We start from the raw sequence: 24,460 nt of genomic DNA, 5'->3' as shown, positions 1-24,460 counted from the left end.
TAGCGGACCACAAGGCGAAGGCGCGTCGGCCTTAGATGTCCCTAACCGGAAAGCTGCACGAAAATCAAAGAGATACCAACTGGGTGGGTCAGATTTACTTCGGCGTTTCGCCGAAAGGTCAGGATTCAGTCGGCGTTGACATGTCCACGCGGACACTTAGCATCTGACCTTCAGCCTGCCATTGGTAGGGCGTCGTTTATTGACGGCTTACCATCAATCCGCGACAAGATCCGCCCACATGCGAACGGTGAGACCGCAATGCGGGCTCTGTCTGAGGAAGCTCGTGTGGGAGCTATCGGTATTACACAGGCTACCGAGATTAAATACACGAATCACCTGACTCTGGTCGGCCTTCTGCCGGATCGCTATCGGCTGTCCACGACCTACTCCGTCGCGGTGAGCAAAGGATCGTCTTCCGACGCGACGGCGCGTTCGCTAATAGAACTGCTTACATCGTCGGCGACACGGGACATACGACACTCCTGCGGATTCGAGTCAGCGACCGGTGGCCACCTCGCGTGAATGCAAAGACAGGCCTCCTCGTCCATTGAGGGTGCTTTGGGCCCGGGACCCCTGACGAAACGACCTGGCCGATTGGCGCATGAATTCGACGGCTTGACGCGCCATGGGTGGCCCGATGTCCAGACACCGAGGTCGGCAAGCCCTCGGGGAAACCAACGACACAATTACGCGGGCCTAGAGCCCCGGCTAGTCTGGCCATCGAATGAGGCTTGAATAGACTCTCCGAGAAAGTTGACGGCTTGCCCGAGATTGCCAAGCTGGGCGGGCCGAACCAGCCAGACGTCGACGCTCAGGTCAAAGTCGCTTACCTCGACAACGGATACTTCGTCCTTCCATTCGCTGTTCTCCAGTACGCCGCGCGGGACAAGGCCCAAGCCAAGTCCGGCGGCAACCAGTCGCAATTGCATGTCTGTACCGTGGGTATCCACGCCCAGTCGCAGACTTTTTCCCGCTGAGTCCATTGCTGCTTCAAGCGCTGCGCGGTACCCACACCCTTGAGGGTTCAATACCCACTCCTGGGACGCGAGCGACTTGATCGAATTGACCGCCTCCACAAGCGGCTTGCTCCGACTCTGAACAACAAGTACCTCGAGCCTCGCCACAAAGGTCCGCGAGAAGTCCTCGTGCGGAGTGCGATCACTCGAGACCATTATCACTGCCGCATCAAGCTCTCCTTGCTCCATCGTCCGTAGCAGCGCGGAGCTCCAATCAGTGCGCAGTCGCACTTCAAGCAGCGGAAATCTCTCCTTCGTCATGACGACCGCATTGAACAGAGCGATTTCAGCAACGACCTGCGGAAAGCCGAACCGTAGCGTCCCTGTCGGCTCCGCATCCTCTCTCGCGAGCTCCAGCAGCCTATCGAGGCCGCGCAGAAGGGGGACGGCCTGCTCGTAGATGCGACAGGCCACCGCCGTCGGACGTGGCGGCTTCGAGTTTCTGTCCAGAAGATCCGCCCGCAAATACTGCTCCAGGCGCTGAATGCGTTTTGAGACAGCGGACTGCGTAACGCATAGCGCAGTCGCAGCACGGGTCAGGGAGGCCTCGTCAATGACGGTGACGAAGGCTTTAAGGTCTTCGATCATAATTCCTATCCGGCATGTTAACGATGAATATTATTCGCTTTCGGAAGAGCATATCGAAGTCTATCCTAAGGACTTGCCTAGTGCCAGCTCCCGCCTAGGTATCCATACCACCGGGTGCACCTTCCAAAGGAGATAGCAATGCCCCTCGTACGAATCAATATTTCGAAGGACGCTAAGTCCGAAGTCGTCAAGGCAGTTAGCGACACGGTGTACGAGGCCATGATCAATGTGGCGAATGTCCCGAAGAACGACAAGTTCCAGATCATTTCGCGCCACTCGGAAGACGAACTGATCTACCCCGCAGAAGGCTATCTGGGTATCGACTACACGCCGGGCATCGTTTTCATCCAGGTCACCTGGAATGCCGGTCGGACGGTCGACGTGAAGAAGGCCTTCTACAAGGCAATCGCAGACGGCGTTCATGCCAAAACGGGCATGCGCAAGCAAGACATCTGGATCAGCCTCATCGACGTCGCGCGCGTCGACTGGTCCTTCGGAAATGGCGAAATGCAATACGCACCGACGGAATAACGCGCGGCAAGTACATGTCAGCTAAAGGCGGGGCTATGCGCCCCATCAAAAAAGAGCAATTGGGAGACGCAGTTCACATGGCAAGAGAAGCCGCACTACGAAAAGCAACATGCATCGACGATTTGCGTGAAATCGCGCAACGTCACGTGCCGCGCGCATTTTTCCAGTATGCAGATCACGGCTCGTATACGCAGTCGACAATGCGCGCCAATCGCGCGGACCTTGAGGCAATTCCATTGCGCCAGCGCGTCGCTATCAACGTCGACGACCGTGACCTGTCGACGACCGTGCTCGGCGAACAAACGTCGCTACCCTTCGCGCTCGCTCCAATTGGTCTTTGCGGCATGCAATATGGCGACGGGGAAATCCTTGCCTGCCGAGCCGCGCAGGAAGCTGGCATTCCCTTTTGCCTCAGCACGATGTCCATCTGCTCAATCGAAGATGTCGCCGCGAACGTAGGTGAACCGTTCTGGTTTCAACTATATGTGATGCGCGATCGCGGTTTCGTTCGGTCACTCATCGAAAGGGCTATCGAGGCCAAATGTAGTGCGCTGATGCCCACGCTCGATCTTCAGATTCTTGGGCAAAGGCACTGCGACATAAAAAACGGCATGACGGTCCCACCCGAAATCACCCTCGCCAACATCCTGGACGTCGCGACCAAGCCAACGTGGGCCTGGAGCGTGTTCAAGGGGAAGCGCAAGAACTTCGGCAACATTGCCGGGCACATTCAAGGCATGGATAACGTCAATACGCTCGCCCAGTGGATGTCGAAACAGTTCGACCCGACGCTGAACTGGAAGGACTTGGACTGGATTCGGCGCATCTGGCCAGGGAAAATCATCCTGAAAGGAATTTTGGACGTAGAAGACGCGAAGATCGCTGCGGACCTCGGAGTCTCCGCCATCGTCGTGTCAAATCACGGTGGGCGTCAACTGGACGGGGCGAAGTCATCAATATCTATGCTGGAACGGATTGTGGACGCCGTCGGCGACAAGGTGGAGGTGCTGTTCGATGGTGGTGTGCGCACAGGACAGGATGTTCTACGTGCGCTGGCCCTCGGTGCACGTAGCTGCATGGTCGGACGAGCTTTTATCTATGGTCTCGGTGCCGGTGGACAGCCGGGCGTGAGCAAGGCAATTGATATTCTCCGTAAGGAGCTCGATGTTTCGATGGCGCTGACTGGGACGCGCGCAGTACGCGACATTACGCCAGCCATTCTTGCACGGCACTAACTTGATCGCGACATCGGCCAATAGATAATCCGTTGTCGCACCACCGACCAATAGCTGAATTTCCGCAGGTCGTTAGAGAGCCCGCTGTGCAAGCCCCTTACCGAAAGACACGTTTGCCTTCCCGACCTCGTAGATCATCACGAACACATCATCTTCTCGGACATGACCGGTAGCGGTCAGCCTTCGATTCAGGTCCTTCAAAAGCTCCTTCTTCGTCTCGTCTGGACGCCCCTCGATGAACGTTATCTCGATCATCAAGAGATCTTCGGAATATTTGAGGTCCAGATAGGCAGGCGTGTGAATAAAATGCTCCCCATCCAGCTCGTTGATCACGGCATAACGGTCGGCATCCGGGATACCCAGAACGTTCACCAGTGCAGCCTGGACCGCATCAGCAATCGCCACCTTGACCTCTGCCTCTCGCCCTTTACGCAAGTTGATCTTCACCAATGGCATCGCAACTCCTTATGGGTATATACCCGCATATCACCGAAAAAATGGGGCGACCGCCCCGGGAGAGTGCGACGAATCCTCTATCGCGACTCCGTTTCCTCTACAATCGCGTTCCTACACCGTGTGCAGCGCGTTCCTGAGTCCTTGAGCCTGTTCGAGACCAATCCGCGCCTCAAATTCACTCTGGGCTTTTTCCCATAAGGGTGCACCTTTCTTCAACACCTGTCGCCCTGCGGCCGTCAGCGTGACATAAGTGCCTCGTTGGTCAGCGCCCGCGCCGGTCTGAATCAACCCGATCTTCTCCAACACCCTGACGTTTCGCCCCACCGTGGAACGATCGAGGTCAAGGTTTTCGCCCAGCTCGGATAGCCCAACAGCCTCGGACGAATCTACTCCCCGTAGCAGGGCAAACTGTGCTGCACCCACCCCAACGGGAGCGAGAGCAGCGTCATAGGCTGCGGTCAGACGACGAGCAGCGTTGCGCAGTGATGTGCAGTAGCAAGGTACGTTCATGATTGCGAGTATATACCCGCAACTGATACCTTAAAGCCAACGCTCGATGGTCACACTTCTGGGATTTGGCAAGTGGAGCTTCACGCTCCCCTTGTCAAAGACAACCATCAGCACGCTTCTGCCTTGGGGGCGGCTGCCGCTGCCTTCTTCGCCTTGCCCGTCTGAAGCAGGAACACGCCACCAAGGATGCAGAGCATTGCGACGCAATCCATGGCATGGACCGCTTCTTTCGCAAAGACGACACCAATCAAGACAGCGATGAGCGGAGGGACATAGGTCACGCTGGAGGCCGTCAATGCGCCGAGCTTTTGAACGATGTAGTAGTAGAGGATGTACGCTACGCCAGTGCCCGTCAGACCCAGCCCCACCACAAGCCCTGCTGCAGCCTGTACGTTCGTCGTAACCGCCATGATCCCGTGGAAATCCGTCACCAGGCTGATTGATACGAGCGCGAGCCCGATTTGCCACGTGGACAGGGCAAGCGGCGACATGTCAATGTTGCTCAGGTAGCGGCGAGCGTAGACGAACGAGCAGCCAACGCTGGCACACCCTGCCATCATGTAAAGCACACCCTGCAGATTCACGCCAGACGCGCTAGCGGACCAAGGCCGCGCGATCAGGAGAACGCCCGCAAGCCCGCAAACCAGTCCCACGACCATTCGAGCGGTTGGTCGCTCAGAGCGCAGCGCGACCCAGGCACAAAGGAAGGAGACCAGCGGAATCGCGCCGCTCAGCATTCCCGCTACTCCCGACGGAAGCAAAGAGGCTCCCTTCGCAAACGAGTAGTAGTACACCGTCGTGGCAAGCAACGACATCACGAAGAAGTGGTGCACATGGCGGAGCTGCTTCCACTTCAGTGCCCCTCTAAAGAGCGCAAAGACCAGGATGGGCGCAAATCCGAAGAGCACGCGCAGAAAAACGATCTGCGACGGCGAGATGAGAACGCTGGCCCAGCGCATGAACAAGAAATTGGTGCCCCAAATAAAGCCCAACAGACCAAAAGCGACGCTTGCGGGGTTCATTTCAAACCTCCAGGAAAGATATAACTGGGATGAATTCTGGGCGCTGGACAGCCCCCGGACAACCGAAATAAACTTTGGCATGCAATAGAAAAACTACGCCATGAACACACCTCCACCCCTGAAGGCTCTTATCGCGTTCGAAGCCACCATGCGCCATGGCAGCTTTTCGGAGGCCGCTGTCGAATTGCATGTCACCCCAGGCGCGGTTGGGCAGCAAGTGCAGAAGCTGGAAGAGTGGCTGACCGCACCCCTTTTTGTCAGACAGATACGCCAGCTCATCCCAACGCCAGAGGCGAAGGCCTACTTTTTGCAGATACAGCCAGCGCTAGCGCAAATCGTCCTGGCGAGTCACAGGATTCGCGAGTCCAGGCGGCGCGGCCTGCGCGTGACAATGCCGCCAAGCTTCGCCGCGAAGTGGTTCGCGCCGCGCATGGCTGCGTTCCTGAGCGAAAACCCAGGTATTGCGCTCAACCTGACCACCTCGACCACGCTTGTCGACTTCGATTTCGAACCGGTTGATTTAGCCGTCCGGTATTTCGACGGTAGCGACGCTGATCTGTGCGTCACCCTCCTTCGAGCTGATGAGGCCAGGGCGTATTGCAGCCCGCGCTACGCGAGTGAGCTCGCATTGAAGGCGCCCGCTGACCTGGCACGAGCGACACTGCTGCATAACACGCTTCACCCTCACTGGGTGGACTGGCTAAGCAAATTCAGCGAACTTTCGCCGGATGAAATCGAATCGATTCGCGGCATTCATTTCGACCAGTCGTTGATGGCCATTGATGCGGCGCTTAGAAACCAAGGCATCGTTTTAACGAGCGCGCTGCTTGTGGAGGACGAACTGGCTAACGGATCCCTTGTCGAGCCTTTCGTATTCGCGCTTGCGCTCCGAACTGCCTACTACCTGGTCCATCCACGCGCGGAGGCGGCCGTCCCAGCCGTCGAGACACTAAAAGAATGGTTTCTCGACCAGGTCGAGGCTGGCTGACCGGGCACCGCACCGCTTGTCGAGGACTGATGCCCAAATGAAGCGGGCGCCCGAAAGTCCGTAAGCGGTAAATTCAGCACACCGAATGGAGAATCATTTGCAGCTGATGGGCAAGCATAGCCGCATCGCTACGGCCGAGGCTGACCGGCGATGGCCGCATCTGGGTTTCGGTAAAGTGTGCCGGCGCGATGACTGCGGCGCGCTCGCTGTGTCAGCTCACGCTCGCCTCGGCTTGTTGCTTCACGTAATTGAACGGCAGCAGGTCGCTGATGTCCGCGTCTGCGGCGCGCTGCGGCAATTCGGTCAGCACATGCAGCAGCCAGGCGTGCGGTTCGACGCCGCAGGCGCGGCATGTGAGCATCATGCTGTATACCATCGCACTCGCCTTCGCACCCGCAACCGTGTCGCTGAACAACCACGATTTTCTCGCAGTGGCAAACGGCCTGATGTCGCGCTCGATGACGTTGTTATCAAGCGGCAGACGGCCGTCATCGACGTAGCGGATCAGATACTGCCATTGCCGACGGCAGTAACCGATCGCTTCGCCCAGCAGGCTCTGCGGCAGAACCTTCGGTGCCAGCTCGTCAAGCCAGGTCTTGAAGGCGGTCAACAGCGGCACGCTGTGCTGCTGCCGCAGGCGATACCGGTAATCGGTCAGCGTTTCGCCTTCAGGCAGCGTTTGCTTCGCGAGCGCCTCGACCTGATACAGCGCCTGGAAGAACTCGAGTGCCTTCGTGATGCGGGGACTCGGCTTGTTCTTCTGGCCCTTGAGCGCGTCCGTAAACAGCCTCCTCGCGTGCGCCAGGCATCCGAGGTGCATCGCCGTCTTGATCGTGCGCCAGGCAGGCCAACCGTCCGTCATCAGCGTGCCGGCGTAGTCGCCGGGGAAGGCACGCGGATGTTCCCCACCGCGCCCAGGTTGATACTCGAACAACACGACCGGCTGCTCGCTGTCCGCTGCGCTCCTGTAGACCCACATGTACGACGTGTCCTGTGCCTTTCGATCCTTTTCCTTGAGCACCTGGACCGTGGTCTCATCGCCGTGGATCAACCACTGGCTTCGCAGAATCTGCTTGAGCGCATCGTAAATCCGCGCGTAGTGCAGCTCGGCCGGGCGGATGATCCAGTTCGCCAGCGTGCCGCGGCTGACTGCAATGTTCGAGCGCGCGAGCACATCCTCCATTCGATACAGCGGTGTGCCGTCGACGTACTTGCCGGCCGTGACGGCGGCGATCATCGACGGACTGGCATAGCTGCCCGGCAGGGGCTGCGCTGGCATTGGCGCGATCACGATTGGCGTACGCACGCCGTGACGTTCACAGTGCCGGCACGCATATTTGGCGCGCGCGTGCTGCAGCACCGATACCTTGACCTCCATGTGCAGCTGTTCGCTGACGTCCTCGCCCATGCGGTGCAGGGTTTTGCCGCAGCACGGGCAGATCTTCTGCTCTTCGGGCAGGTCGTACTCAATGCGCTCGCGCGGCAGATCCGCAGGCAGCGGCTTGCGGCCGCGCTTACGCGGCTCGGGCTTGTCGAGCTCCGGCAATCCGGTGTCCGGCAGCGAAGGCATGTCACTGTCGCCTGCGCCGTCTGGATCGGCGTCGGCGGCATCTTCGGCCTCGTTGAACACGCGGCCCTCGCGCTTTTCGCTCTTTGGCGCGTACTGTCGGGCCAGTGCGAGACGATATTGCTCTTCCAACGCGTCGAGGCGCTTGGTCAGTTCGTCGATCCTGGCATCGCGCTCGGCGAGACCTGCTTCGAGTTCGTGGATATAGACCTTGGCGGCCTGCGGCAATCGGGCGAGATCGGCTTTCATGCGCTTCACGATAGCGAAGCGCGGCGTCGCACAGGTTTACGGAGATGTGTAACAGCCGGGACGGCCGTTGTTCGCCAACGACGTTCGCGATTCCGCTCCTCAACTCGTGAAGCAGTACTGTCGTGCGGGATGTGGACGCAGCGCGTCGAGATCGACGCCGTCGAGCAGCAGATGGAGCTGGTCGACCGTGAGTTCGATCACGGCCTGCTGACGACGGGGCCACGCGAAACGATCCACCTCGAGCCGTTTCAACATCAGCCAGAAGCCGGCACGGTCATAGAGCAACAGCTTTACCCGATCCCGTTTCCGGTTGTGGAATCCGAAGACGGCTCCCGCGAGCGGATCGAGCTGCATCGACTGTTCGACCATCGTCACCAGCGTATTCAGTCCAGCCCGGAAGTCGATCGGCTCGCGATGCAGGTAGATCCGCAGGTCGTTGTCGAAGCGGAACATCAGCCCGCTCCCAGCGCGGCAATCATCGCCGTGACCAGCGAGGTGTCTCTCCCAGAGCATTCGAGCTCGAGCACGACACCGTTAGGCAGTGTTGCCGACAAGCGCGCAAGTGGTGCAGCTCGCGGCGACGGACGTGGCGGATCTCGTTGCAGCAACGGCTGCGGGGCTGGTAATGCTGTGTCCGCAGGAGTCGATGCCAGTGACTCGCCGATCAAGACGACCGGCACGAAGGTTGACGGTGCTTGCGCGATAGCATCATGTGAAACGTCGGCAACTTCACGTCGCTCTTCCAGTTGCACCCATTTGCGCAACTGGTTCGCATTGACCCCAGCCTTCAGCGCCAGACCAGCCAATGACGCGCCCGGCCGGCGACAGGCTGCGATCAACTTACGCTTGCCCTCCGGATCGTATCGATGCTTGCCATCCGCGCACGTCCGGGTTACGCGCAGAGGGAGAAAGTCAAAGTCAGTGTCGGTCATCATCTGCGTCCGCAATTCAAGTCTGCGGACGCAATCGTGGATCGATTCGGCAGCGCTGCCTAGGTGCGGAGAATTTCGCGCTTACGAAAGTCCCGTCGACGATGGGCGCCCGCAGCTCAGATCAGTGTGGTCGACACTAATCGGAGTCCGTTACAGCATCGAACCAATCCTCGTGACGAACGGCTCGAGGTCCGTCGGTGCACGGGAGGTCACAATGCGCCCGTCTACTACGACGGCTTCGTCAATGTAGGTCGCGCCAGCATTCGTCAGATCTTTCTCCGTCGACCACCATGCGGTCGCGCGGCGCCCCTTAAGGAGCCCTGCATCTGCCAGGATCCAGGGACCGTGGCAGATTGCGGCGACAAGCTTTCCTGAAGCATGAGCCTCGTTAACCAGATTCAGGACGTCCCGGTCGGCTCGCAGGGAGTCCGGATTCCACGTCCCGCCCGGAACAATGTACGCGTCGTACTCGGAGGCCTTCACGTCGCCAACATGACGGTCAAATTTGATCCAGCCTTGTGTTCAGTCGGACGCTCAAGAGTCGGTTACACGCCCGTCGGCGGAAGTTGCTACGCTGATCAACGTCTCCCAACCTCAGGTGCCGCCCGACGTGATCGCCGACTGCAACGTCTTTATTTCTCCCGACACATCCGTAAGCAGCGATTCGAAATGCACCGTGTTGTCCGCAAACTGAACGCGCTCTGTATCCAGATCCACCGTGTTGCCGTCGAGCGCTGGCTGTATTGGAATTCGGTATAGCAACGGGCCATAGTCATCGGCAGGTCCGCCCATTGCGACGAGCGTCGTGTCGCCGGCGATGTGACCGGGTTGCGTCAATGCCATCGTCACGCCGCTTGTTATGTTGGCAGTCCCCATCATGGGCAGCGCAGAGCCTTTCGACGGGCCCGAGCCCACCGTGCCGTCGCTCCGTCGCAGTGCTCGGGCAAGAGAGGACGCGAAATCGACATCGCGCGCCTTGTAGCCTGGCGTGTCTGCGTTCGCGATGTTCGAGGACATCAGTTCCTGTCGGTACGAGCGGACATCAAGCGCCTGTTTGTCAAAGGCGAAGGCGGCATCGAGCTTATCTAGCATTAAAGTCCCTTACGATTGATCGGGCGTGCAAGGCGTCACAGAACGTTAATTTCGGCAACTGAGAAGGCCCCGAGTCCGTAATAACCTTTGGCAAATCGGTCGGCATTGCCCAAGACTCAAATTCTGAGCATCCAGAAGCCCGACGTTTCACTACAACTGCGTCTGCATGATGTCGGTATAGGCGCTTACGAGTCTGTTGCGGATTTGCAGCGATTGCTGAAACATAATGCCGGCTTTAGCGCCGTCAATCTTCGCAGAATTGAGCGAGACGTTCGACGCGCCAAGTTCGAACGCATGCATCTCACCCGATGCCGACGCCTGGCTGGCGCTTACCTTCGCGAGCGACTGTTGAAGCAGTTCCGTGAAGCTAACCTGGCTGGTCGCAGACGAAACCGACGCCGAAGAGTCCAGCGACTCCGGATTCGCCGCTTCATTCGCCATTACTTGCATCTGCTGCAAAGCAGATGTGATCGGATTTACCGGTACCATCACTATCTCCCGTCATTGCGGCGCGGGCAAACGTAACCGGCTTAAAGCTGCGCATGGTGCGCGCTGGTTTCGTCTGTAGGAGTCGCTCTTAGCCCGCGCACCAGAGCGGAGGACATTATGACGATCCTTCATGACGCCAAGGATACGGTCCAATTACAACTTTGTTATCTTGCTCGCAACTACTATGACAATAAGTTACCGAACGACGACTCAACACAGCAACGTGCGCTGCGAGTGGCCGTCCGGAGCCAAGCAGGGAGCGGCCATTGTTGTCAGCGAGCTTGGAGGTCCTATATATCGGCGACGGTCCTCCCGGGTTCGGCTAAGAAGTTGTTGCGAAATTAAATTTCGGGGCTGTTAACTTTTCTGGGTTGGTTTTAACTTGCTGTCTTGTTTTGACTGACAGGATGCGATGCCTAAAGAACTAATCGACGACGAATTGTGGTCACTCATCGAACCGCTTCTGCCTGCGCGAGCGCCACGCAATCGCCAGTATGCGGGCCGCAAACCGACACCCGACCGCGCGGTGCTCGCAGGCATTGTGTTCGTGTTGCGCTCCGGCATTACATGGAATCTGATCCCGCAAGAAATGGGATGCGGTTCAGGCACGGCTCGCTGGCGACGTCTGGTCGAGTGGCAGCACGCTGGTGTCTGGCAACCGTCCGACAAAGTAAAAATTGATCCGTTCGGGAAGTGAAACTTGTACCGGCCCCATAAAATCGCTCCCATCCGCAGCTGTTCGTTCCCTCTGCAACTGGGCGATCTAACGAAGTGGAAAATGCCGTGTCCACGGCAATAGGCTTGACGAGCGCATCCATGCCACCACAGGTCCCTATGAGCAGTCGGTGGGCAACGGACTAGCGCTTGGGGCACGCAACCCTTCAGCGATCAAACTCCGGTTCGTCGAACAGATCAGGGGCTGCCCGGAACGCAGCGGGCCCGGGTACTTCGCCGGCGCGGACCTGCGCCAACTGGTCCGCTGGCAGCCAGACCTCCTCGAGCGCGCTGATCCCGCCTTCGATCAGTTGCTGCAGGAAAAAAGACGGCTTGCGGCCGCTTGTTTCCGCCAGAAGCCGTAGCCTGCGCTCAATGCCCGGATCGATGCGGACTGCGACAACCTTCAATTTTTCTGCTTTCCTTGGCCTGACCAACCTGCGCTCCGCGGAGTTAAACATAAGCGCATTTTACGCGGAGCCGCCGGACCTATTGCGCTACGCACCGGGATTGGCGCCAAACACGTTCGCCGGTTGCTACATGCATGCGCTGGCGATCTGAGATGGTCGAGAGTACGCCGGATCGCGTCGACCCTCACCCGATGCCGTTGCGCGTGTTCACTGACCATCAACCGCCGATGCGATACCCGCCTGCCGCCCGTTCGTGGAAACGCATATGCCTGACGTTTGCTTCCCCGCGCGTATTAGCTGTCGATCAGGAACCTGTCGCGGTTCTTCGCGTCCTTGATCCAGTTCGGCGCCCGGCCCCGACCCGACCAGGTCGCCCCCGTCTTCGGGTCACGGTATCTGGCCGCCACGTGTGCCGCCGGCGCCCGCGGTCCACCACGCCTGCGGCCGAAGATGTCCTGCTCCGTGAATCCGTACTCGGACACCTTCGCCCGGATGTCAGCGAGGACCTCCTGAAACTCTGCCTCCCGGGCAGCAGCCGCCTGCGCCTCCAGCTCGGCCATTTGTGCTTTCAGCTCCTTGTATGTCGCCAAGATCTATCTCCCCGATCGGATACGATGATGACGATCATAGCCCGCTTCGCGTCAGTGCAACCGGCAGTTGCCCGCTGCCCGCCCCGCACGCACGCTGACGCCCATCAGTGACTAATGCGTGTTCAGCTTGGTGGGAAATGCAAACCTTTCAGTCATAGCCGAAATACTCTTACCATCACGTTGCAAACAAGGGGCCAGCGATAACAGCAATCGCCTTAACTAGGCGATTGCTGTGATACGAATCGATACCTGTTGGTGACTGCTGACGAAGCCGAGATATTCATATGCAATTCCATACTTATTATAAAACTCGCGCCAAGCTAAAAATTCGTGCTGCTCATAGCCGGGGTAGTTAAAATACTCGTCGAAACAGATCACGGTGCCGGCCTTCAAATATGGCCGGCATGTCTCCAAGATGGTGCGTGTGCCCGCGTACAAATCGCAATCGACATGGATGAATGCGATATCGCGGGACTTGCCTTCTATAAATGGAGGCAAGGTATTTTCGAAAAGTCCTGAAATCAGTTTGCAGTTCTCCCGTACCGGCGGCAATGCGGCACGTCCGAAGGCGCCCGACTCGAAGCCAGTTCTCCATGTCTCAGGCAGACCCGTGAATACATCGAATCCGTAGATTGTCTGTCCGCTTTTCAATCCAGCAATGTGGTTGATCGTGCGCCCAGATGCCACACCAAACTCTAAATAAAGACCATTTATACAAGTGTTCTCGAGCGAAAACGCCAAATGATCCAGATCATTGGAGAAATTTTTGGATCTCAGCATGTTTCGCTGATAGTACCGAGCTGAAGACAGCGCTGCATCGATCTTTGCGCACTGAAGAACATCGAAGCTGTCAGTAGTCTTTCTGAAGATTGAATATTCTATTACCTGAATCAGATTGTTCGTATCCACAGTGTTGGCGTTGTTCGGGTTAATCAAATGACTGCGGGGACAATCGCTGTCACATGTATTGAAAAATGTAGACCAATAAGGCGTTTGCGCGCGCCGCTCCGACGAATGCACCAAAAGCTAGGTCGGCAAGATCAGTGCGACTCACCTATCCTCATGCGCAACGGCAATCTACTTTCGATACCTTAGCATGCCTTACCTAATATTTCAGATGTGGCGATAACTAATCGATGGTCATGAGCACCGTGCAGAGTGATCTGAGATGCCGAATCTTCCTGAGCTGGTGGCGCTCGTGGAGACGAGATTCTTTTGAACTATAGTCGGCCGATTACCGGCTTACGCGGTTGACATGAAAATGTCGGTGGAGCAGACCCGCGTCGTACATCGGACATCCGCAGCACACGTGCCTGCTCAGCAGGCGCACTTCGAGGCCCTTCGATTCGAACACGCGCACCGCCGCTTCCATCGCTTCGGGCGTGAAGCCGTTGTTGAATGTGTCGGCCCATAGCAGAACGGGCATGCGCTTCCTCCTCCCGCTTGTCGTGCTTTCACACAGCGCGAGCAGGCGCTTCGCGCTCGCGCCGTTGCGGAAAGCTTTCGCGGCGATGGCCGGAAACTTCACGTCTTCGGGCGAGAAAGAATTTCGCGCTCACCTTGCGGAACGACGGATTGCGCATCAGCGCATTCGCCACCCCGCTCGCATGCGTGGCGGCGGGCAGCCACTTGCCGGTGCGGCTCACCACCGCGTCCATCACATGACGGCGCTTGTACTTGTGATACTCGTAAAGCAAGTGGCTCTTGTGATTCCCGACTTCCACATGCGTGGGGCAATCGCTGCGACAGCCCTTGCAGGCCAGACAGTGATCGAGCGAGTCCTTCACGGCCGCGCTTTGCCGGCCGTTCTCGATCACTTCGCCCTTGAGCAGTTCGAAGAGCAGACGCGCGCGGCCGCGCGTCGAATACTTCTCTTCGCGCGACGCGCGATAGCTCGGACACATCTTGTCCCCGCCCAGCGAACGGCACTTGTCCATGCCGATACAGCGCTCCGTCGCGCGCGCGAACGTGTCGGGCTTCGCTAGATCGCCGAACGTGAACTGGCGCGACACATGTAAGAGACGATAGGTCGTGCCGAGGCGCAGGTTTGTCGTCCACCGGCATGGCATCGCCCAGCTTGCCCGGATTCATACGCTCGCGCGGATCCCAGATCGCCTTGGAGGCGCGGAACGCTTCCATCAGTTCCGGCGAGTACATCAGGTGCAGCATCTCGCCCTTCGCCTAGCCGTCGCACCGTTCGCCCGACAGCGAGCCTTCGTACTTCACGACGAGCTTCGCGGCGTCGAACAGGAACTCGCGCCACGGCTTCAGGCCTTGCCCGTTACGCAGGTCGAGGTGATGCCCGAGTAAATGCAGCCATCGCCGAAACGGCCGTACACACTCGTTTTGTAGCCGTACAATTCCAACAGCGCCGAGAATTCGCGCAGGTAGGCGCCGAGATGGCGCGGCTCCACGGCGGCATCTTCCCAGCCGACGACCGGATCGGGCTTCGACATGTCGTCGCCGATGGAGGTAGCCGACGCGGCGGTTTCGCGGGCTGATCACAAACGCTTCATGAGCGCGGCATCGTCGACGAGCCGCGCCGACGGCGTGCCCGACAACTCAGGCGCGAGTGCCGCCGCGCGCTGCGCGAATTCCATCGCCACGGCCTTGTCGAACGCGCCGAATTCGACGATCAGCGAAGCATTGCCTTCTGACAAATCGACGATGTCAGCCAGCGCGATGCAACGCTCGCGAAAGCCTTCGACGATGCCCGTGTCTAGCTCTCACATCGCGATCGGCGACCGTGGCAGAAGTTGCGGCACGCAATCGGCGGCATCGAAAATGGTCGGGAATCCGAACACCACGAGCAGGCGATGTACGGGGTTGATGACTAGCGTAGTCTTCGCGCGCAGCACGGAAACGCCGGTACCTTCGGAGCCCACCAGCACGCGCGACGTTGAAATCGTTCGCCGGCTGCAGCTGGTCGGCGCTTTAGCCCGCGACGCGGCGCTTGAGTTTGGGAAAGCCTTCGCGGATGGCGTCGCCGTATCTCTCCACGGGACCGAGCAGACCCGAGACAATTTCCGCGCGTCGGCCGCCCGCCGCGAGGTGCTCGCGCAACGCGGCGGCGTCGTTGAGCTGATCGCAGATCACGCCCGGCCGCACCTTAGCCACGAGGCTCGTCTCATCGGTTTTCCCCGATGGTCGTGAGGTACTTCGACGCGTCGATGATGACCGCCGCGTTGACCGACTGCCCGCACATCGACGTGCCCCCGCCACGCGTGAGCATCGGTAAGTCGGCTTCTTGGAACGCGCGCATGGCTTCCACCACGCGACGATGCTCGTGCGATGTCGTCGGGCATGCCCGGCTGCGACAGCGTGAAGTCCACGTCCGGCACTCATCATAAACTCCGCGCCCAGCTCAGCAAGATGACCGCGCAGTGCGAAGCCGGTAGTCTCTACCAACTGGTTTCGCTTCCTGAAGCTCGGCACGCAGCGTCGCGCTCGGCGCGTAGCGCCTGATACTCTTCGGATCGATAGCCAGGTGGGGCGCAGCACCGATGGTGAGGGTTGCGCCAATAGCACTTGTATTAATTCGCGCTGTGTAGGACGTACGTTTGCAGATGCGCATAGGCAACCCGCAAGTATGGCGTATCGATCTGGTGGCGTGCCGCGCGGGCGATCATGTCACCGACGATCGCTTCCGACTCGATACGCGGGGAGAGTCGCGCAATATCGCGCATCATGGATGCGGCCCAGGTCGACTCTGCATCCAGCAAAAAGCGACGGACGCCGTCCACGACCTGCGGGCTGAGATCGAAGCCCTCCGCCCTGGAGACAGTTACACACTCTTCGATCAATGCGGAGATCAAGTTCTTGCCATCAGACGTTCGCAAGATATCGCACAAGCGCCCGCGCATCAGGCAGGTCGCGGCTGCGCCTGAGGACAGCATTACCCACTTCTGCCAGAGGTCAGCATCAACTCTCTCGGACAACACACGCAAGCCCGATGTGGCGGCGAACGCCGCATGGAGCTGCCCGACCAGATCGCGTTGCGACGGATGGCGCGCACCGACAATGAGCTTGTCCTGATTGCCCATGTGCACGATGCTGCCGTCCTCTGCGCTCGACGCCGCGATATACGAGACGCCCCCCAGCACACGCGCTCGACCATAGCGACGGTCTAGCGTGTCGTACACCGCCATGCCGTTCAGCAGGGGGAGAATACCGGCTGCGCCGGCTAGCGCGGGCGCCAACGAATTCAGGGCGTCGTCGAGGTCGTACGCTTTGCAGGTGAGCAAGACCAGGTCGTAGCCCGGCCTCACTGCGTCCGCGGCCACCGTACGGACCGCCGAAGAGAAGTCCCCCAATGAGCTCGATACACGCAATCCATCGCGCATCAACGCTTCAGCGCGCCGGGGACGCACCAGGAACGTTACATCAGCGCCGGCCTGGATCAAGCGGGAGCCATAGTAACCACCCAGTGCGCCAGCGCCAAGGATAAGAACTCTAAGCCTTTCATGACGGTTGCTCATATTGTCTGCCATCGAATGTCCCGCTCTGCGTGATATGTGGCGTGGTGCCCGGTCCCATTCTATGAGGGCGAACACCGCTATAGATGAGATACTACTATCAAAGTAGTATCTCATCTATAAAAACGATAGGGGCCCGTAGTTACCGTACTTTCGCCGCTGCTGCGGAAAGACAAAAACCCGATAGACCGAGGTGATGTCGATCTGCCACTGCACTTGCAGGCGACTGACTTGCAAATGGGAGTTTCCGAACTCTATCCGGGCGAGTTGTGGCAAAGCACGCTCTGTTGGCAAACGGCAATGTTGCCATTCGCTCAATCTACACCGATCATGGAGGAAACGGCCTCCGCGGTTGCCGCCGACAAAGTCCAGCCCAGATGACCATGTCCCGTGTTGTAAAAGACACCAGGGCGCCTGCCACGACCCACGCGCGGCAGCATGCTTGGCAGCATCGGTCTCAGTCCTGCCCATGGAATAACTCGCGAAGTGGAGACGACAGGGAAGTATCGACGCACCCAATTGATCAATGGTTCGATCCGATCCGAACGAATATCCCGGTTCACGCCGTTGAACTCTGCTGTGCCCGCAACCCGGAACCGGTCTGTCCCAAGACGGCTGGTGACGATCTTCGCGCGGTCATCGAGGATGCTCACCCAGGGAGCGCTGCTCCGACTCGGTTCATCATCCAGATGTACCGTGATCGAATAGCCCTTGACTGGATAGACGTTCACATGATCGCCCAGCATCGCAGCGAACCGGCGACTGCCGACGCCGGCACAGATGACGATGCGATCAAAGACTTCGCGTCGTTGGTCGGAAGAAATCAAAATCTTGCCGCAGTCCACGGATTCGACGCTGTCGATTGCCGTGTCGTAGTGAAATTGCACACCGCGACGCTCGCAGGCCGATGAAAGCCCTCCGGTAAATTTGTGGATATCCCCGGACGAATCCGACTCAGTGAAAAATCCTCCTTGAAAGCGGCCGTGAAGAGTCGGCTCGATTGCGCGCATCTCCTCCGGCGTCACTGGGCGACGATCCAGCCCCCCCGCTCGCAGCAAGGTATTCACGCGCATTGCTGCTTCGTGCTCCTTGCGCGTTGCATAGAAGTGCAAGATTCCGCGCTGCTCGAGATCGAACTGGATGCCCTCGCGCTCCGCAATGTGGAATAGGTGTGCGCGTGCAGCGATCGCAAGCCTCACAGTTTCAATCGTGTTCGCTTCGTATCGCGGGATGTTTCCGAGAAACTCGGCAATCCAGCCGTACTTGTGTAAGCTTGGCCGCGGATTCAGTAGCAGCGGTGCGTCGCGTGTGAACATCCAACGCAGTCCTTTGAGGACAGTGGCACGGCTGTTCCATACCTCCGCATTGCTGGCCGAGAGCTGGCCACCATTCGCGAAGGACGTCTCCATTGCGGCATAGCGATGCCGCTCGAAGACACTGACGCTATGGCCGTGATTCGAAAGGGCATAAGCGGTAGTGACGCCGGTAATACCGGCGCCAATGATGGCGATTCGTGACATGTTCTGGTCCAGATTGTATTGAGCATCGCCAGCGATATGTGTCGCCGACGCGGATGCCCCATCTGTCCGTTTACCTGAGAGTTTCGCCACTGTCCCTGTTGCGTTACGGCGGTGGCTCCCCTTCGGTGGGCGCACGAGGCGCCGCTCTCCAGAGCGTCCTCGCATCACGGTCCTTTTGCCTGAGAGTTTCCGGGGCGGTTGCTCCATCGGCGCCGCTCAATCGAGCGGTCTCTCCCGTGATGCACGAATACAACGATTGCAAAACTACCATGACATGCATCGGACAATAGCTAGGCTCACCGCTTGACGCGGACACCCCGATGCATCTTGTCGGAGGAGTGGATCCTTCCAACGGCAGGAGTAGTACGCCCTGCATCGCCAACGCGTGAGGCAGCTGCTCCACTCACGCCAATCCTGTGCAGCCGTTCGAATTTGCGAGACATTCCTCTGCAAAGTGACAGGTCGGAACTCCCTTTCGACAAATTGATCGGTGCCAACCTGAACGTGCGCTCCGTTATCTGCCCCGGTCGTGTGCACACCCTATGAACGACTGCGTCGAGACGCGCACTGACTTCCTGATCGCTCGAGCCTTTGGTTCCGCCCTGCCATTCTCGATAGACGCGTGGCAACGCACTTGCGCGCATTGCCACGCGCCACCAACGAGTTGGTGTGACGAGCTGATCGAGAGATAGCGACCGTCACGAGGGCATCGTCACCCCCGCTTTTACTGCTATCAAGGTAATACTTTAGGCTGACGCCAAAAAATGTAATTAATAGCCGGCCCCAGACGACACCTTGCCGCCAGGTCCACTCACGCCAGCGTTACGTGCGTTCTCTTGTGCGACGACCGAAATGATATCGATGGCTTCCTGTACCTGCTGGCGAGTTATGTTCAGATAAGGAATGGCGCGTACGCCATCTGCGCCGGACGGCAGTACATACAGACCCTTGTCGTAAAGACGCTCGACGAATGTTCCAGCGGGAAGCGAAGAGACGCCGAAACGCACGATGTTAGTTTCGATCGCGGAAACATCGAGCGAAATGCCAGGCAGACCTGCGATACCGTTGGCGAGCATTCGAGCATGCTCATGATCTTCCTGAAGCCGTTCACGATGATTGCGCAGTGCATGCAGCGCACCTGCCGCGATAATCCCGGCTTGGCGGAAACCACCGCCGATTTGCTGCTTGAAACGACGCGCGCGAGCAATGAAGTCACGGGAGCCAGCCAGCGCTGAGCCTACCGGCGCACCGAGGCCTTTCGAGAAGCAGACGCTGACCGAATCGAAGTGGCGGGCGTATTCGCGCTCGGGAATCCCGGTGGCAGCTGTCGCATGCCATAGCCTCGCGCCGTCCAGGTGCAATGCGAGCCCGCGCTGTCGGCCAAGCTCGCAGACAGCCTGAAGTCGCTCGATCGGCCACACCTTGCCGCCACCGATGTTGTGGGTGTTTTCCAGACACAGCAGCTTGACCGGTGCGGGAATCGTGTTGGGGAAGAACCGATGCGACACGCCGAGTGCATTCGACACGTCTTCCGGGGTGAATACGCCGCGCACGCCGGGCAGCAGACGCGGGAGCACTCCAGAGAACGCCGCCGGCGCACCGCCTTCAAGAATGTAGACATGGGCATTTTGATCGAAGAGCACGGCATCGCCCGGCTCGGTGTGCGCCCGGATCGCGACCTGGTTGGTCATCGTGCCCGTCACCATGTAAACGGCATCTTCCTTGCCAAGCAGTTCCGCGACTTCTCGCTCAAGTGCTTTGACGGTCGGATCGTCGCCGTATACGTCGTCGCCGACTGGTGCGTTGGCTATGGCGTCGCGCATGGCCTTGGTAGGCTGGCTGCAGGTGTCGCTTCGCAGATCGATCATAGTGTGCTCCCGAATCAGGTGAATAGTGAGCACAGCTTCAGCCACATACCGGCCGGGGATTTGGACAAACTTGCGGATTTACTGCCGAGCGATACCCGGCGGCACGCCGAAGAAGCGACTGAATTCCCGACTCAAATGCCCTTGATCGCAGTAGCCGACCTCAATGGCAACCTGCCGCAGCGGCACCCCCCGAAGCACAAGGTGCTTAGCCAGCGCGACTCGGCGTTGCACAAGGTACGCATGGGGCGCGACCCCGACTGATTTCTTGAACTCGCGCAGCAGGTGGTAAGCGCTCATCCCTGCTACCTGGGCGATTACGTCGAGCGACGGATTATCCACAAAATGGGCATCGATATAGTCACGCGCCCGCCTCACCGCCCCTGGCATTGCTCCCCCGATGGAAGGCCGACGAGCTGTAGACGCGTGCCTCAACACGAGTTGGGTCATCGCGGTTGTCAGTCGGGATGTCTTTTCAAGCTGGCTCGCGTCGTGAGATTCCGAGCAAATGTGTGCGGTGCGAAATAGCAACATCGTATCCGGGTCATCCATCACGACATCGGGAAAATGCACGGACCGCTGCGGTGCGCCGTCCGCGTCTCGCACCAGGCCGAGCAGAGCTGACGCGGACACGTACACCATGCGGTAATCCCAACCGCCCTCAATTGCCGGACGCCCTTCATGCAGCTGACCGGGATTGATCACGCAGATCGCGCCTTCCGGCATGATTAACCGTCGACCGCGGCCCTCGAGAAATGCCTGTGCCCCGCGTTCAATCACGCCGATCGCGAACTCATCGTGTGCATGCGGCGGAAACCGATGGGTGCGATAGCTCGCAGTCATCAGTTCAGCATCCGCGAAGCCAGGCTCGCGCCAAAATTTTGCCTGGTTTGATCGGGACGTATGTCCAGTACTCATGTTCGTGCCCCATAGTCAGTGGTGGCCAACGATCATCCAGCAGAAACGAGGCACCGGTGCATTCGCGGCCTGCCATGTGGCGCAGACCGGACGCAATGATTGTAGCTACATCTAAATAATCTTCAATCTTCCAAATTATGCACCTATGACGCTGCCAATTCGTTCCGCGAGTCCCGATTTTGCACAAAACCGCAATTTTGTCCATCACCCGGCACGAGGAAGCCGCGAGGATGCTTGGCCGGCCACGCGTCGACGCGCATGTGCAACTCAACGATCCGTAACGGAACGTCCCGATCAGGGCCTGGCGCCTCCCCCCGCTGGTCCGTGTTGAGGACACTCTTCGTCCTGCGTCCCTCTAATCTCAAGCGAGACACTCCATGAATCATGCTGACCTTGAACATCTGACGACGTCGTTCCCCTATCGACGCAAGTATGACAATTTCATCGGTGGAAAATGGGTTCCGCCCTTGGCCGGTGAATATTTCACCAATGTTTCCCCAATCACAGGTAAGCCGCTGTGTGACGTACCGCGCTCTCAGGCAGAAGATATCGAGATGGCGTTGGACGCCGCCCACGCTGCCAAGGGAGCCTGGGCGGCTATCTCGCCTGCCGAACGCGCACTCGTTCTGCATCGGATCGCCGACCGAATGCAGGACAACCTCGAACGTCTCGCCGTTGCGGAGACGATCGACAACGGCAAGCCCATTCGTGAAACGCGTGCCGCCGATCTACCGCTCGCGATCGACCATTTCCGCTATTTCGCAGGATGCGTGCGGGCGCAAGAAGGTACATTGGCCGAGATCGATCAGGATACCGTCGCATACCATTTTCACGAACCGCTTGGCGTCGTAGCACAGATCATCCCCTGGAATTTCCCGCTGCTGATGGCGGTGTGGAAGCTCGCGCCCGCACTAGCGGCCGGCAACTGCGTGGTGCTGAAGCCGGCTGAGCAGACTCCCGCGTCAATCTTGGTGCTGATCGAGCTGATCGCCGATCTGCTTCCGCCGGGGGTCGTGAACATCATTAACGGCTTTGGCGTGGAAGCCGGCAAGCCGCTAGCATCGAGCTCTCGGGTGGCGAAAGTGGCATTCACGGGCGAAACCTCGACCGGCCGTCTCATCATGCAGTACGCGAGCACAAATCTCATTCCGGTCACGCTCGAGTTGGGCGGAAAGAGCCCGAACATCTTCTTCGATGACGTCGTCAGCGCAGACGATTCCTTCCTCGACAAGGCACTCGAGGGCTTTGCGATGTTTGCCCTGAATCAGGGCGAGGTATGCACTAGCCCGTCGCGGGTACTCATCCAGGAATCCGCGTACGAAAAATTCATGGAACGTGCTCTGTCACGCGTGGCCGCCATTAAGCAAGGACATCCGCTCAACCCCGACACGATGATCGGGGCGCAGGCTTCGTACGAACAGTTATCGAAGATCTTGTCATACCTGCAGATCGGCAAGGACGAGGGCGCCACATGTTTGATCGGCGGCGAGCAAAACCGACTGGACGGCGATCTGCGCGACGGCTACTACGTGAAGCCGACCATTTTCCGCGGAAACAATTCGATGCGAATCTTCCAGGAAGAGATTTTCGGGCCCGTTGTTTCCGTTACCACCTTCAAGAATGAGGAAGAAGCACTCGCGATTGCGAACGACACGCTCTATGGCCTCGGAGCGGGCGTCTGGACGCGTGACGGCAATCGTGCCTACCGATTCGGTCGGGCGATTCAGGCAGGTCGCATCTGGACCAATTGCTACCACCTCTACCCTGCGCACGCTGCGTTCGGTGGCTACAAGCAATCCGGTATCGGGCGCGAAAACCACAAGATGATGCTTGATCACTATCAGCAGACGAAAAATCTGCTCGTAAGTTACGCCGCGAAGCCGCTCGGGTTCTTCTGACCTATGCGAGCTGGGGCGGATCACGTATCCGCGCCGGGTGTGTTGTTATCTTTTCTCTGCTCTGCGTATCGTCTGCAGTGCGGTGTGTCTATGAGACGCACCGCACTGAACTTCGCGCCTCGCTGCGCAACGACCTATCGTCCAACGCTGGTCAGATAGTCCCGATCTTCCTGAGACATTGACTCCAGCCAAGCCAACTCGCCACCGGGAGACGGCAGCAGCTTCCCATACTCCACCATCTGCGCGGCGGGCAACTCAGCCAGGTAGACCCAAACGTAGCGGCTGTCGGTGTTTGCAGCACGCGCCACGACACCCACGATGCCGTCGAGCAGGCCCTGTTTCTGTTCGTTCGTTCTCCCTGCCCGAATCTGACCATGTACAAAAATGTGGTCTGCTTTCAGTGGCTTCCCCCCGAGAAAGTGATTGCCTGCGGCGACAGGGGAAAATATGACTTGCGCAAAGAATCCCTGTGCCCCGGTCGCACTGCTGTGGGCATGTGTGATTCCCTTTGCGATTTCGCCTTTTTCCTCGGGGGTGAAACGGCCCTCAGCTGCCGTCACAACGTATGTCGGCATTGCGCGCTCCTCAAATAAATGTAGCTAAAACTCTATGGCCGATAGTGAAGCGGCAAGCCGCACTCAATATCCGAGCAACCATCAGGCCTGCAAATGGTTGTAGGTGCATCTTATTCGCTGGAGCGGTTGCCCGTCAGGAAGGATTAACCCTTGTGAATGGCGCGACAAAATAAAGCGTTCGCAGGCCGCCTTTCTAGCCCCGGTCGTCCGGACGCTGCAGCGACTCCAGCGCCTCGAGCAAGCGCTCCTTGGCAGCGCCTTTCATGAACCTCTGGACATCACGCTCAACCCGATTCTGGGCACGCCTCCAGTAAGGCTCGGCACTGCGCAATTTTTCGGCGCCCTCTTTGCTCAATCGCGCAACCTTGACGCGAGCGTCGGCCTCAGAGGTTACGTTAACCCATCCGGCATCGATCAGGAGCTTGAGGTTGCGAGAAATAGTGGTCTTGTCGAGTCCGACTTCGCCTGCAATCTCCGTGTAAGTCGCCGCGTCGAGGCGCTCCAGTGCACGCAGAAGTGAAAATTGCGTGATTTTTAAACCGACAGGACGTAGAGCGTCGTCGTAGACCCCGGTCAGTGCATTCGCGGAGCGCCGGAATTGTGTGCAGTAACAATCAGTGAACATGTTGGAATCGACGAACTCTAGATAGGCGCACCCGCAAGCTATCGGGTCGAGTAAGACAAGCGACAGTATAGCCACGCGCCAGCAGCTGAGGACCTGCAAATGCCCCCCTGACGAGACAGGCTCACCCTCTCGTCGGACCGTCAAGGAAGTACGGCACCATGCAAATAACGGCTATTTTATCCAAAGCCGCCAGGT

The 24,460-nt window shown here is 58.7% G+C and carries 30 protein-coding genes, 1 pseudogene and 2 riboswitches; of the genes and pseudogenes, 6 read left to right on the top strand and 25 right to left on the bottom strand.

What is annotated here, in order from left to right:
- Nucleotides 1-135 precede the first annotated feature (135 nt).
- Nucleotides 136-522: a substrate-binding domain-containing protein gene (locus SB764_RS34595; protein ID WP_181441130.1), complete on the top strand. Its 387-nt coding sequence runs from the start codon at nt 136-138 to the stop codon at nt 520-522.
- 164 nt (nt 523-686) lie between these two features.
- Here the strand turns inward: SB764_RS34595 and SB764_RS34590 are convergent, their stop codons facing one another.
- On the bottom strand, nt 687-1,604 hold the full coding sequence (locus tag SB764_RS34590; protein WP_348966931.1) for a LysR family transcriptional regulator: 918 nt from the start codon (nt 1,602-1,604) through the stop codon (nt 687-689).
- Nucleotides 1,605-1,742: 138 nt separating this feature from the next.
- On the opposite strand from SB764_RS34590, the gene SB764_RS34585 reads away from it, so the two are divergent.
- Together SB764_RS34585 and SB764_RS34580 are read left to right on the top strand one after the other, a co-directional pair.
- The gene (locus tag SB764_RS34585) at nt 1,743-2,135 is read left to right on the top strand and encodes a tautomerase family protein (RefSeq protein ID WP_321920475.1); all 393 of its coding nucleotides are present in this window, start codon (nt 1,743-1,745) and stop codon (nt 2,133-2,135) included.
- Between the two features lie 77 nt (nt 2,136-2,212).
- Nucleotides 2,213-3,370 (top strand): alpha-hydroxy acid oxidase, encoded by a 1,158-nt coding sequence (locus SB764_RS34580; RefSeq protein ID WP_110329838.1) that lies wholly within the window; start codon nt 2,213-2,215, stop codon nt 3,368-3,370.
- A 72-nt stretch (nt 3,371-3,442) separates the two neighbouring features.
- On the opposite strand, the gene SB764_RS34575 is transcribed toward SB764_RS34580, so the two are convergent.
- The 3 genes from SB764_RS34575 to SB764_RS34565 form a co-directional block, all read right to left on the bottom strand.
- A complete protein-coding gene (locus SB764_RS34575) occupies nt 3,443-3,826 on the bottom strand; it encodes a tautomerase family protein (protein ID WP_110329839.1) in 384 nt (127 codons plus the stop codon).
- A gap of 111 nt (nt 3,827-3,937) precedes the next feature.
- Entirely contained in the window at nt 3,938-4,336 is a 399-nt protein-coding gene (locus SB764_RS34570; RefSeq protein WP_110329840.1) for a MarR family winged helix-turn-helix transcriptional regulator, read from the bottom strand.
- 107 nt (nt 4,337-4,443) lie between these two features.
- Nucleotides 4,444-5,358: a DMT family transporter gene (locus tag SB764_RS34565; protein WP_110329871.1), complete on the bottom strand. Its 915-nt coding sequence runs from the start codon at nt 5,356-5,358 to the stop codon at nt 4,444-4,446.
- Between the two features lie 100 nt (nt 5,359-5,458).
- Between SB764_RS34565 and SB764_RS34560 the strand changes: the two genes are divergently transcribed.
- Complete coding sequence (locus tag SB764_RS34560; RefSeq protein WP_110329841.1) at nt 5,459-6,346, top strand: LysR substrate-binding domain-containing protein; 888 nt, start codon at nt 5,459-5,461, stop codon at nt 6,344-6,346.
- Between the two features lie 211 nt (nt 6,347-6,557).
- On the opposite strand, the gene tnpC is transcribed toward SB764_RS34560, so the two are convergent.
- From tnpC to fliE, 6 genes are all read right to left on the bottom strand, one after another.
- Entirely contained in the window at nt 6,558-8,162 is a 1,605-nt protein-coding gene (gene tnpC, locus SB764_RS34555) for an IS66 family transposase (RefSeq protein WP_183040844.1), read from the bottom strand.
- Between the two features lie 99 nt (nt 8,163-8,261).
- Nucleotides 8,262-8,615: an IS66 family insertion sequence element accessory protein TnpB gene (gene tnpB, locus SB764_RS34550; protein ID WP_181441131.1), complete on the bottom strand. Its 354-nt coding sequence runs from the start codon at nt 8,613-8,615 to the stop codon at nt 8,262-8,264.
- Nucleotides 8,615-9,094: an IS66-like element accessory protein TnpA gene (tnpA, locus tag SB764_RS34545; RefSeq protein ID WP_408588832.1), complete on the bottom strand. Its 480-nt coding sequence runs from the start codon at nt 9,092-9,094 to the stop codon at nt 8,615-8,617. The genes tnpB and tnpA overlap by 1 nt, the downstream gene beginning before the upstream one ends.
- 150 nt (nt 9,095-9,244) lie before the next feature.
- Complete coding sequence (locus SB764_RS34540; RefSeq protein WP_410866127.1) at nt 9,245-9,604, bottom strand: DJ-1/PfpI family protein; 360 nt, start codon at nt 9,602-9,604, stop codon at nt 9,245-9,247.
- An 84-nt stretch (nt 9,605-9,688) separates the two neighbouring features.
- Nucleotides 9,689-10,186 (bottom strand): flagellar basal body rod protein FlgB, encoded by a 498-nt coding sequence (gene flgB, locus SB764_RS34535; RefSeq protein WP_110329846.1) that lies wholly within the window; start codon nt 10,184-10,186, stop codon nt 9,689-9,691.
- Between the two features lie 150 nt (nt 10,187-10,336).
- Complete coding sequence (gene fliE / locus SB764_RS34530) at nt 10,337-10,678, bottom strand: flagellar hook-basal body complex protein FliE (RefSeq protein WP_110329847.1); 342 nt, start codon at nt 10,676-10,678, stop codon at nt 10,337-10,339.
- A gap of 409 nt (nt 10,679-11,087) precedes the next feature.
- On the opposite strand from fliE, the pseudogene SB764_RS34525 reads away from it, so the two are divergent.
- Nucleotides 11,088-11,333: pseudogene (locus SB764_RS34525) on the top strand (transposase); the annotation flags it as partial.
- A gap of 223 nt (nt 11,334-11,556) precedes the next feature.
- Here the strand turns inward: SB764_RS34525 and SB764_RS34520 are convergent.
- The 13 genes from SB764_RS34520 to SB764_RS34460 all read right to left on the bottom strand — a co-directional run bounded on the left by SB764_RS34520 (nt 11,557) and on the right by SB764_RS34460 (nt 21,092).
- The gene (locus tag SB764_RS34520; protein ID WP_321920470.1) at nt 11,557-11,850 is read right to left on the bottom strand and encodes a hypothetical protein; all 294 of its coding nucleotides are present in this window, start codon (nt 11,848-11,850) and stop codon (nt 11,557-11,559) included.
- Between the two features lie 242 nt (nt 11,851-12,092).
- Entirely contained in the window at nt 12,093-12,389 is a 297-nt protein-coding gene (locus tag SB764_RS34515; protein WP_110329849.1) for an H-NS family nucleoid-associated regulatory protein, read from the bottom strand.
- A 219-nt stretch (nt 12,390-12,608) separates the two neighbouring features.
- Entirely contained in the window at nt 12,609-13,298 is a 690-nt protein-coding gene (locus SB764_RS34510; RefSeq protein ID WP_111475086.1) for a class I SAM-dependent methyltransferase, read from the bottom strand.
- A gap of 325 nt (nt 13,299-13,623) precedes the next feature.
- Nucleotides 13,624-13,815, bottom strand: a complete 192-nt coding sequence (locus tag SB764_RS34505; protein ID WP_237182047.1) for a (Fe-S)-binding protein — start codon at nt 13,813-13,815, stop codon at nt 13,624-13,626.
- 28 nt (nt 13,816-13,843) lie between these two features.
- Entirely contained in the window at nt 13,844-14,458 is a 615-nt protein-coding gene (locus SB764_RS34500) for a (Fe-S)-binding protein (protein WP_237182048.1), read from the bottom strand.
- Nucleotides 14,459-14,656: 198 nt separating this feature from the next.
- Nucleotides 14,657-14,845: an FAD-linked oxidase C-terminal domain-containing protein gene (locus tag SB764_RS34495; RefSeq protein ID WP_237182049.1), complete on the bottom strand. Its 189-nt coding sequence runs from the start codon at nt 14,843-14,845 to the stop codon at nt 14,657-14,659.
- A gap of 45 nt (nt 14,846-14,890) precedes the next feature.
- Nucleotides 14,891-15,049 carry a hypothetical protein gene (locus SB764_RS34490; protein ID WP_237182050.1) on the bottom strand — a complete coding sequence of 53 codons (159 nt, stop codon included), beginning with the start codon at nt 15,047-15,049 and terminating at the stop codon, nt 14,891-14,893.
- 274 nt (nt 15,050-15,323) lie between these two features.
- Entirely contained in the window at nt 15,324-15,506 is a 183-nt protein-coding gene (locus tag SB764_RS34485; RefSeq protein WP_237182051.1) for a hypothetical protein, read from the bottom strand.
- A gap of 10 nt (nt 15,507-15,516) precedes the next feature.
- A complete protein-coding gene (locus SB764_RS34480) occupies nt 15,517-15,663 on the bottom strand; it encodes an FAD-binding protein (protein ID WP_237182052.1) in 147 nt (48 codons plus the stop codon).
- A gap of 259 nt (nt 15,664-15,922) precedes the next feature.
- Nucleotides 15,923-16,879 carry a 2-dehydropantoate 2-reductase gene (locus SB764_RS34475; protein WP_237182053.1) on the bottom strand — a complete coding sequence of 319 codons (957 nt, stop codon included), beginning with the start codon at nt 16,877-16,879 and terminating at the stop codon, nt 15,923-15,925.
- Between the two features lie 299 nt (nt 16,880-17,178).
- A complete protein-coding gene (locus SB764_RS34470) occupies nt 17,179-18,384 on the bottom strand; it encodes a D-amino acid dehydrogenase (RefSeq protein ID WP_410866120.1) in 1,206 nt (401 codons plus the stop codon).
- 61 nt (nt 18,385-18,445) lie between these two features.
- Nucleotides 18,446-18,537: riboswitch (glycine riboswitch) on the bottom strand.
- Nucleotides 18,538-18,541: 4 nt separating this feature from the next.
- Nucleotides 18,542-18,631, bottom strand: a riboswitch (glycine riboswitch).
- Between the two features lie 523 nt (nt 18,632-19,154).
- Nucleotides 19,155-20,252 carry a threonine aldolase family protein gene (locus SB764_RS34465; protein ID WP_110329853.1) on the bottom strand — a complete coding sequence of 366 codons (1,098 nt, stop codon included), beginning with the start codon at nt 20,250-20,252 and terminating at the stop codon, nt 19,155-19,157.
- Nucleotides 20,253-20,330: 78 nt separating this feature from the next.
- On the bottom strand, nt 20,331-21,092 hold the full coding sequence (locus tag SB764_RS34460; RefSeq protein ID WP_183717405.1) for an AraC family transcriptional regulator: 762 nt from the start codon (nt 21,090-21,092) through the stop codon (nt 20,331-20,333).
- A gap of 452 nt (nt 21,093-21,544) precedes the next feature.
- Here SB764_RS34460 and adh point away from each other — a divergent pair, with 452 nt between their 5' ends.
- Entirely contained in the window at nt 21,545-23,065 is a 1,521-nt protein-coding gene (adh, locus tag SB764_RS34455) for an aldehyde dehydrogenase (protein WP_110329855.1), read from the top strand.
- Nucleotides 23,066-23,199: 134 nt separating this feature from the next.
- On the opposite strand, the gene SB764_RS34450 is transcribed toward adh, so the two are convergent.
- A complete protein-coding gene (locus SB764_RS34450) occupies nt 23,200-23,640 on the bottom strand; it encodes a tautomerase family protein (protein ID WP_410866119.1) in 441 nt (146 codons plus the stop codon).
- Between the two features lie 193 nt (nt 23,641-23,833).
- Nucleotides 23,834-24,265 carry a MarR family winged helix-turn-helix transcriptional regulator gene (locus tag SB764_RS34445; protein WP_321920465.1) on the bottom strand — a complete coding sequence of 144 codons (432 nt, stop codon included), beginning with the start codon at nt 24,263-24,265 and terminating at the stop codon, nt 23,834-23,836.
- Between the last annotated feature and the right edge of the window lie 195 nt (nt 24,266-24,460).

The sequence above is a fragment of the Paraburkholderia sp. SIMBA_027 genome (assembly GCF_046535315.1).
GTDB lineage: Bacteria > Pseudomonadota > Gammaproteobacteria > Burkholderiales > Burkholderiaceae > Paraburkholderia > Paraburkholderia tropica.
The sequence above is the reverse complement of the archived record's forward strand: the minus strand, read 5'-3'. Positions and strand labels throughout refer to the sequence as shown.

What these genes read in the sequence shown, in the direction of transcription:
- SB764_RS34590 (WP_348966931.1), bottom strand. Translation starts at nt 1,604, where the DNA reads ATGATCGAAGACCTTAAAGCCTTCGTCACCGTCATTGACGAGGCCTCC.
- SB764_RS34585 (WP_321920475.1), top strand. Translation starts at nt 1,743, where the DNA reads ATGCCCCTCGTACGAATCAATATTTCGAAGGACGCTAAGTCCGAAGTC.
- SB764_RS34580 (WP_110329838.1), top strand. Translation starts at nt 2,213, where the DNA reads ATGGCAAGAGAAGCCGCACTACGAAAAGCAACATGCATCGACGATTTG.
- SB764_RS34575 (WP_110329839.1), bottom strand. Translation starts at nt 3,826, where the DNA reads ATGCCATTGGTGAAGATCAACTTGCGTAAAGGGCGAGAGGCAGAGGTC.
- SB764_RS34570 (WP_110329840.1), bottom strand. Translation starts at nt 4,336, where the DNA reads ATGAACGTACCTTGCTACTGCACATCACTGCGCAACGCTGCTCGTCGT.
- SB764_RS34565 (WP_110329871.1), bottom strand. Translation starts at nt 5,358, where the DNA reads ATGAACCCCGCAAGCGTCGCTTTTGGTCTGTTGGGCTTTATTTGGGGC.
- SB764_RS34560 (WP_110329841.1), top strand. Translation starts at nt 5,459, where the DNA reads ATGAACACACCTCCACCCCTGAAGGCTCTTATCGCGTTCGAAGCCACC.
- tnpC (WP_183040844.1), bottom strand. Translation starts at nt 8,162, where the DNA reads ATGAAAGCCGATCTCGCCCGATTGCCGCAGGCCGCCAAGGTCTATATC.
- tnpB (WP_181441131.1), bottom strand. Translation starts at nt 8,615, where the DNA reads ATGTTCCGCTTCGACAACGACCTGCGGATCTACCTGCATCGCGAGCCG.
- tnpA (WP_408588832.1), bottom strand. Translation starts at nt 9,094, where the DNA reads ATGACCGACACTGACTTTGACTTTCTCCCTCTGCGCGTAACCCGGACG.
- flgB (WP_110329846.1), bottom strand. Translation starts at nt 10,186, where the DNA reads ATGCTAGATAAGCTCGATGCCGCCTTCGCCTTTGACAAACAGGCGCTT.
- SB764_RS34520 (WP_321920470.1), bottom strand. Translation starts at nt 11,850, where the DNA reads ATGTTTAACTCCGCGGAGCGCAGGTTGGTCAGGCCAAGGAAAGCAGAA.
- SB764_RS34505 (WP_237182047.1), bottom strand. Translation starts at nt 13,815, where the DNA reads ATGCCCGTTCTGCTATGGGCCGACACATTCAACAACGGCTTCACGCCC.
- SB764_RS34500 (WP_237182048.1), bottom strand. Translation starts at nt 14,458, where the DNA reads ATGCCATGCCGGTGGACGACAAACCTGCGCCTCGGCACGACCTATCGT.
- SB764_RS34495 (WP_237182049.1), bottom strand. Translation starts at nt 14,845, where the DNA reads ATGTCGAAGCCCGATCCGGTCGTCGGCTGGGAAGATGCCGCCGTGGAG.
- SB764_RS34475 (WP_237182053.1), bottom strand. Translation starts at nt 16,879, where the DNA reads ATGGCAGACAATATGAGCAACCGTCATGAAAGGCTTAGAGTTCTTATC.
- SB764_RS34470 (WP_410866120.1), bottom strand. Translation starts at nt 18,384, where the DNA reads ATGTCACGAATCGCCATCATTGGCGCCGGTATTACCGGCGTCACTACC.
- SB764_RS34465 (WP_110329853.1), bottom strand. Translation starts at nt 20,252, where the DNA reads ATGATCGATCTGCGAAGCGACACCTGCAGCCAGCCTACCAAGGCCATG.
- SB764_RS34460 (WP_183717405.1), bottom strand. Translation starts at nt 21,092, where the DNA reads ATGACTGCGAGCTATCGCACCCATCGGTTTCCGCCGCATGCACACGAT.
- adh (WP_110329855.1), top strand. Translation starts at nt 21,545, where the DNA reads ATGAATCATGCTGACCTTGAACATCTGACGACGTCGTTCCCCTATCGA.
- SB764_RS34450 (WP_410866119.1), bottom strand. Translation starts at nt 23,640, where the DNA reads ATGCCGACATACGTTGTGACGGCAGCTGAGGGCCGTTTCACCCCCGAG.
- SB764_RS34445 (WP_321920465.1), bottom strand. Translation starts at nt 24,265, where the DNA reads ATGTTCACTGATTGTTACTGCACACAATTCCGGCGCTCCGCGAATGCA.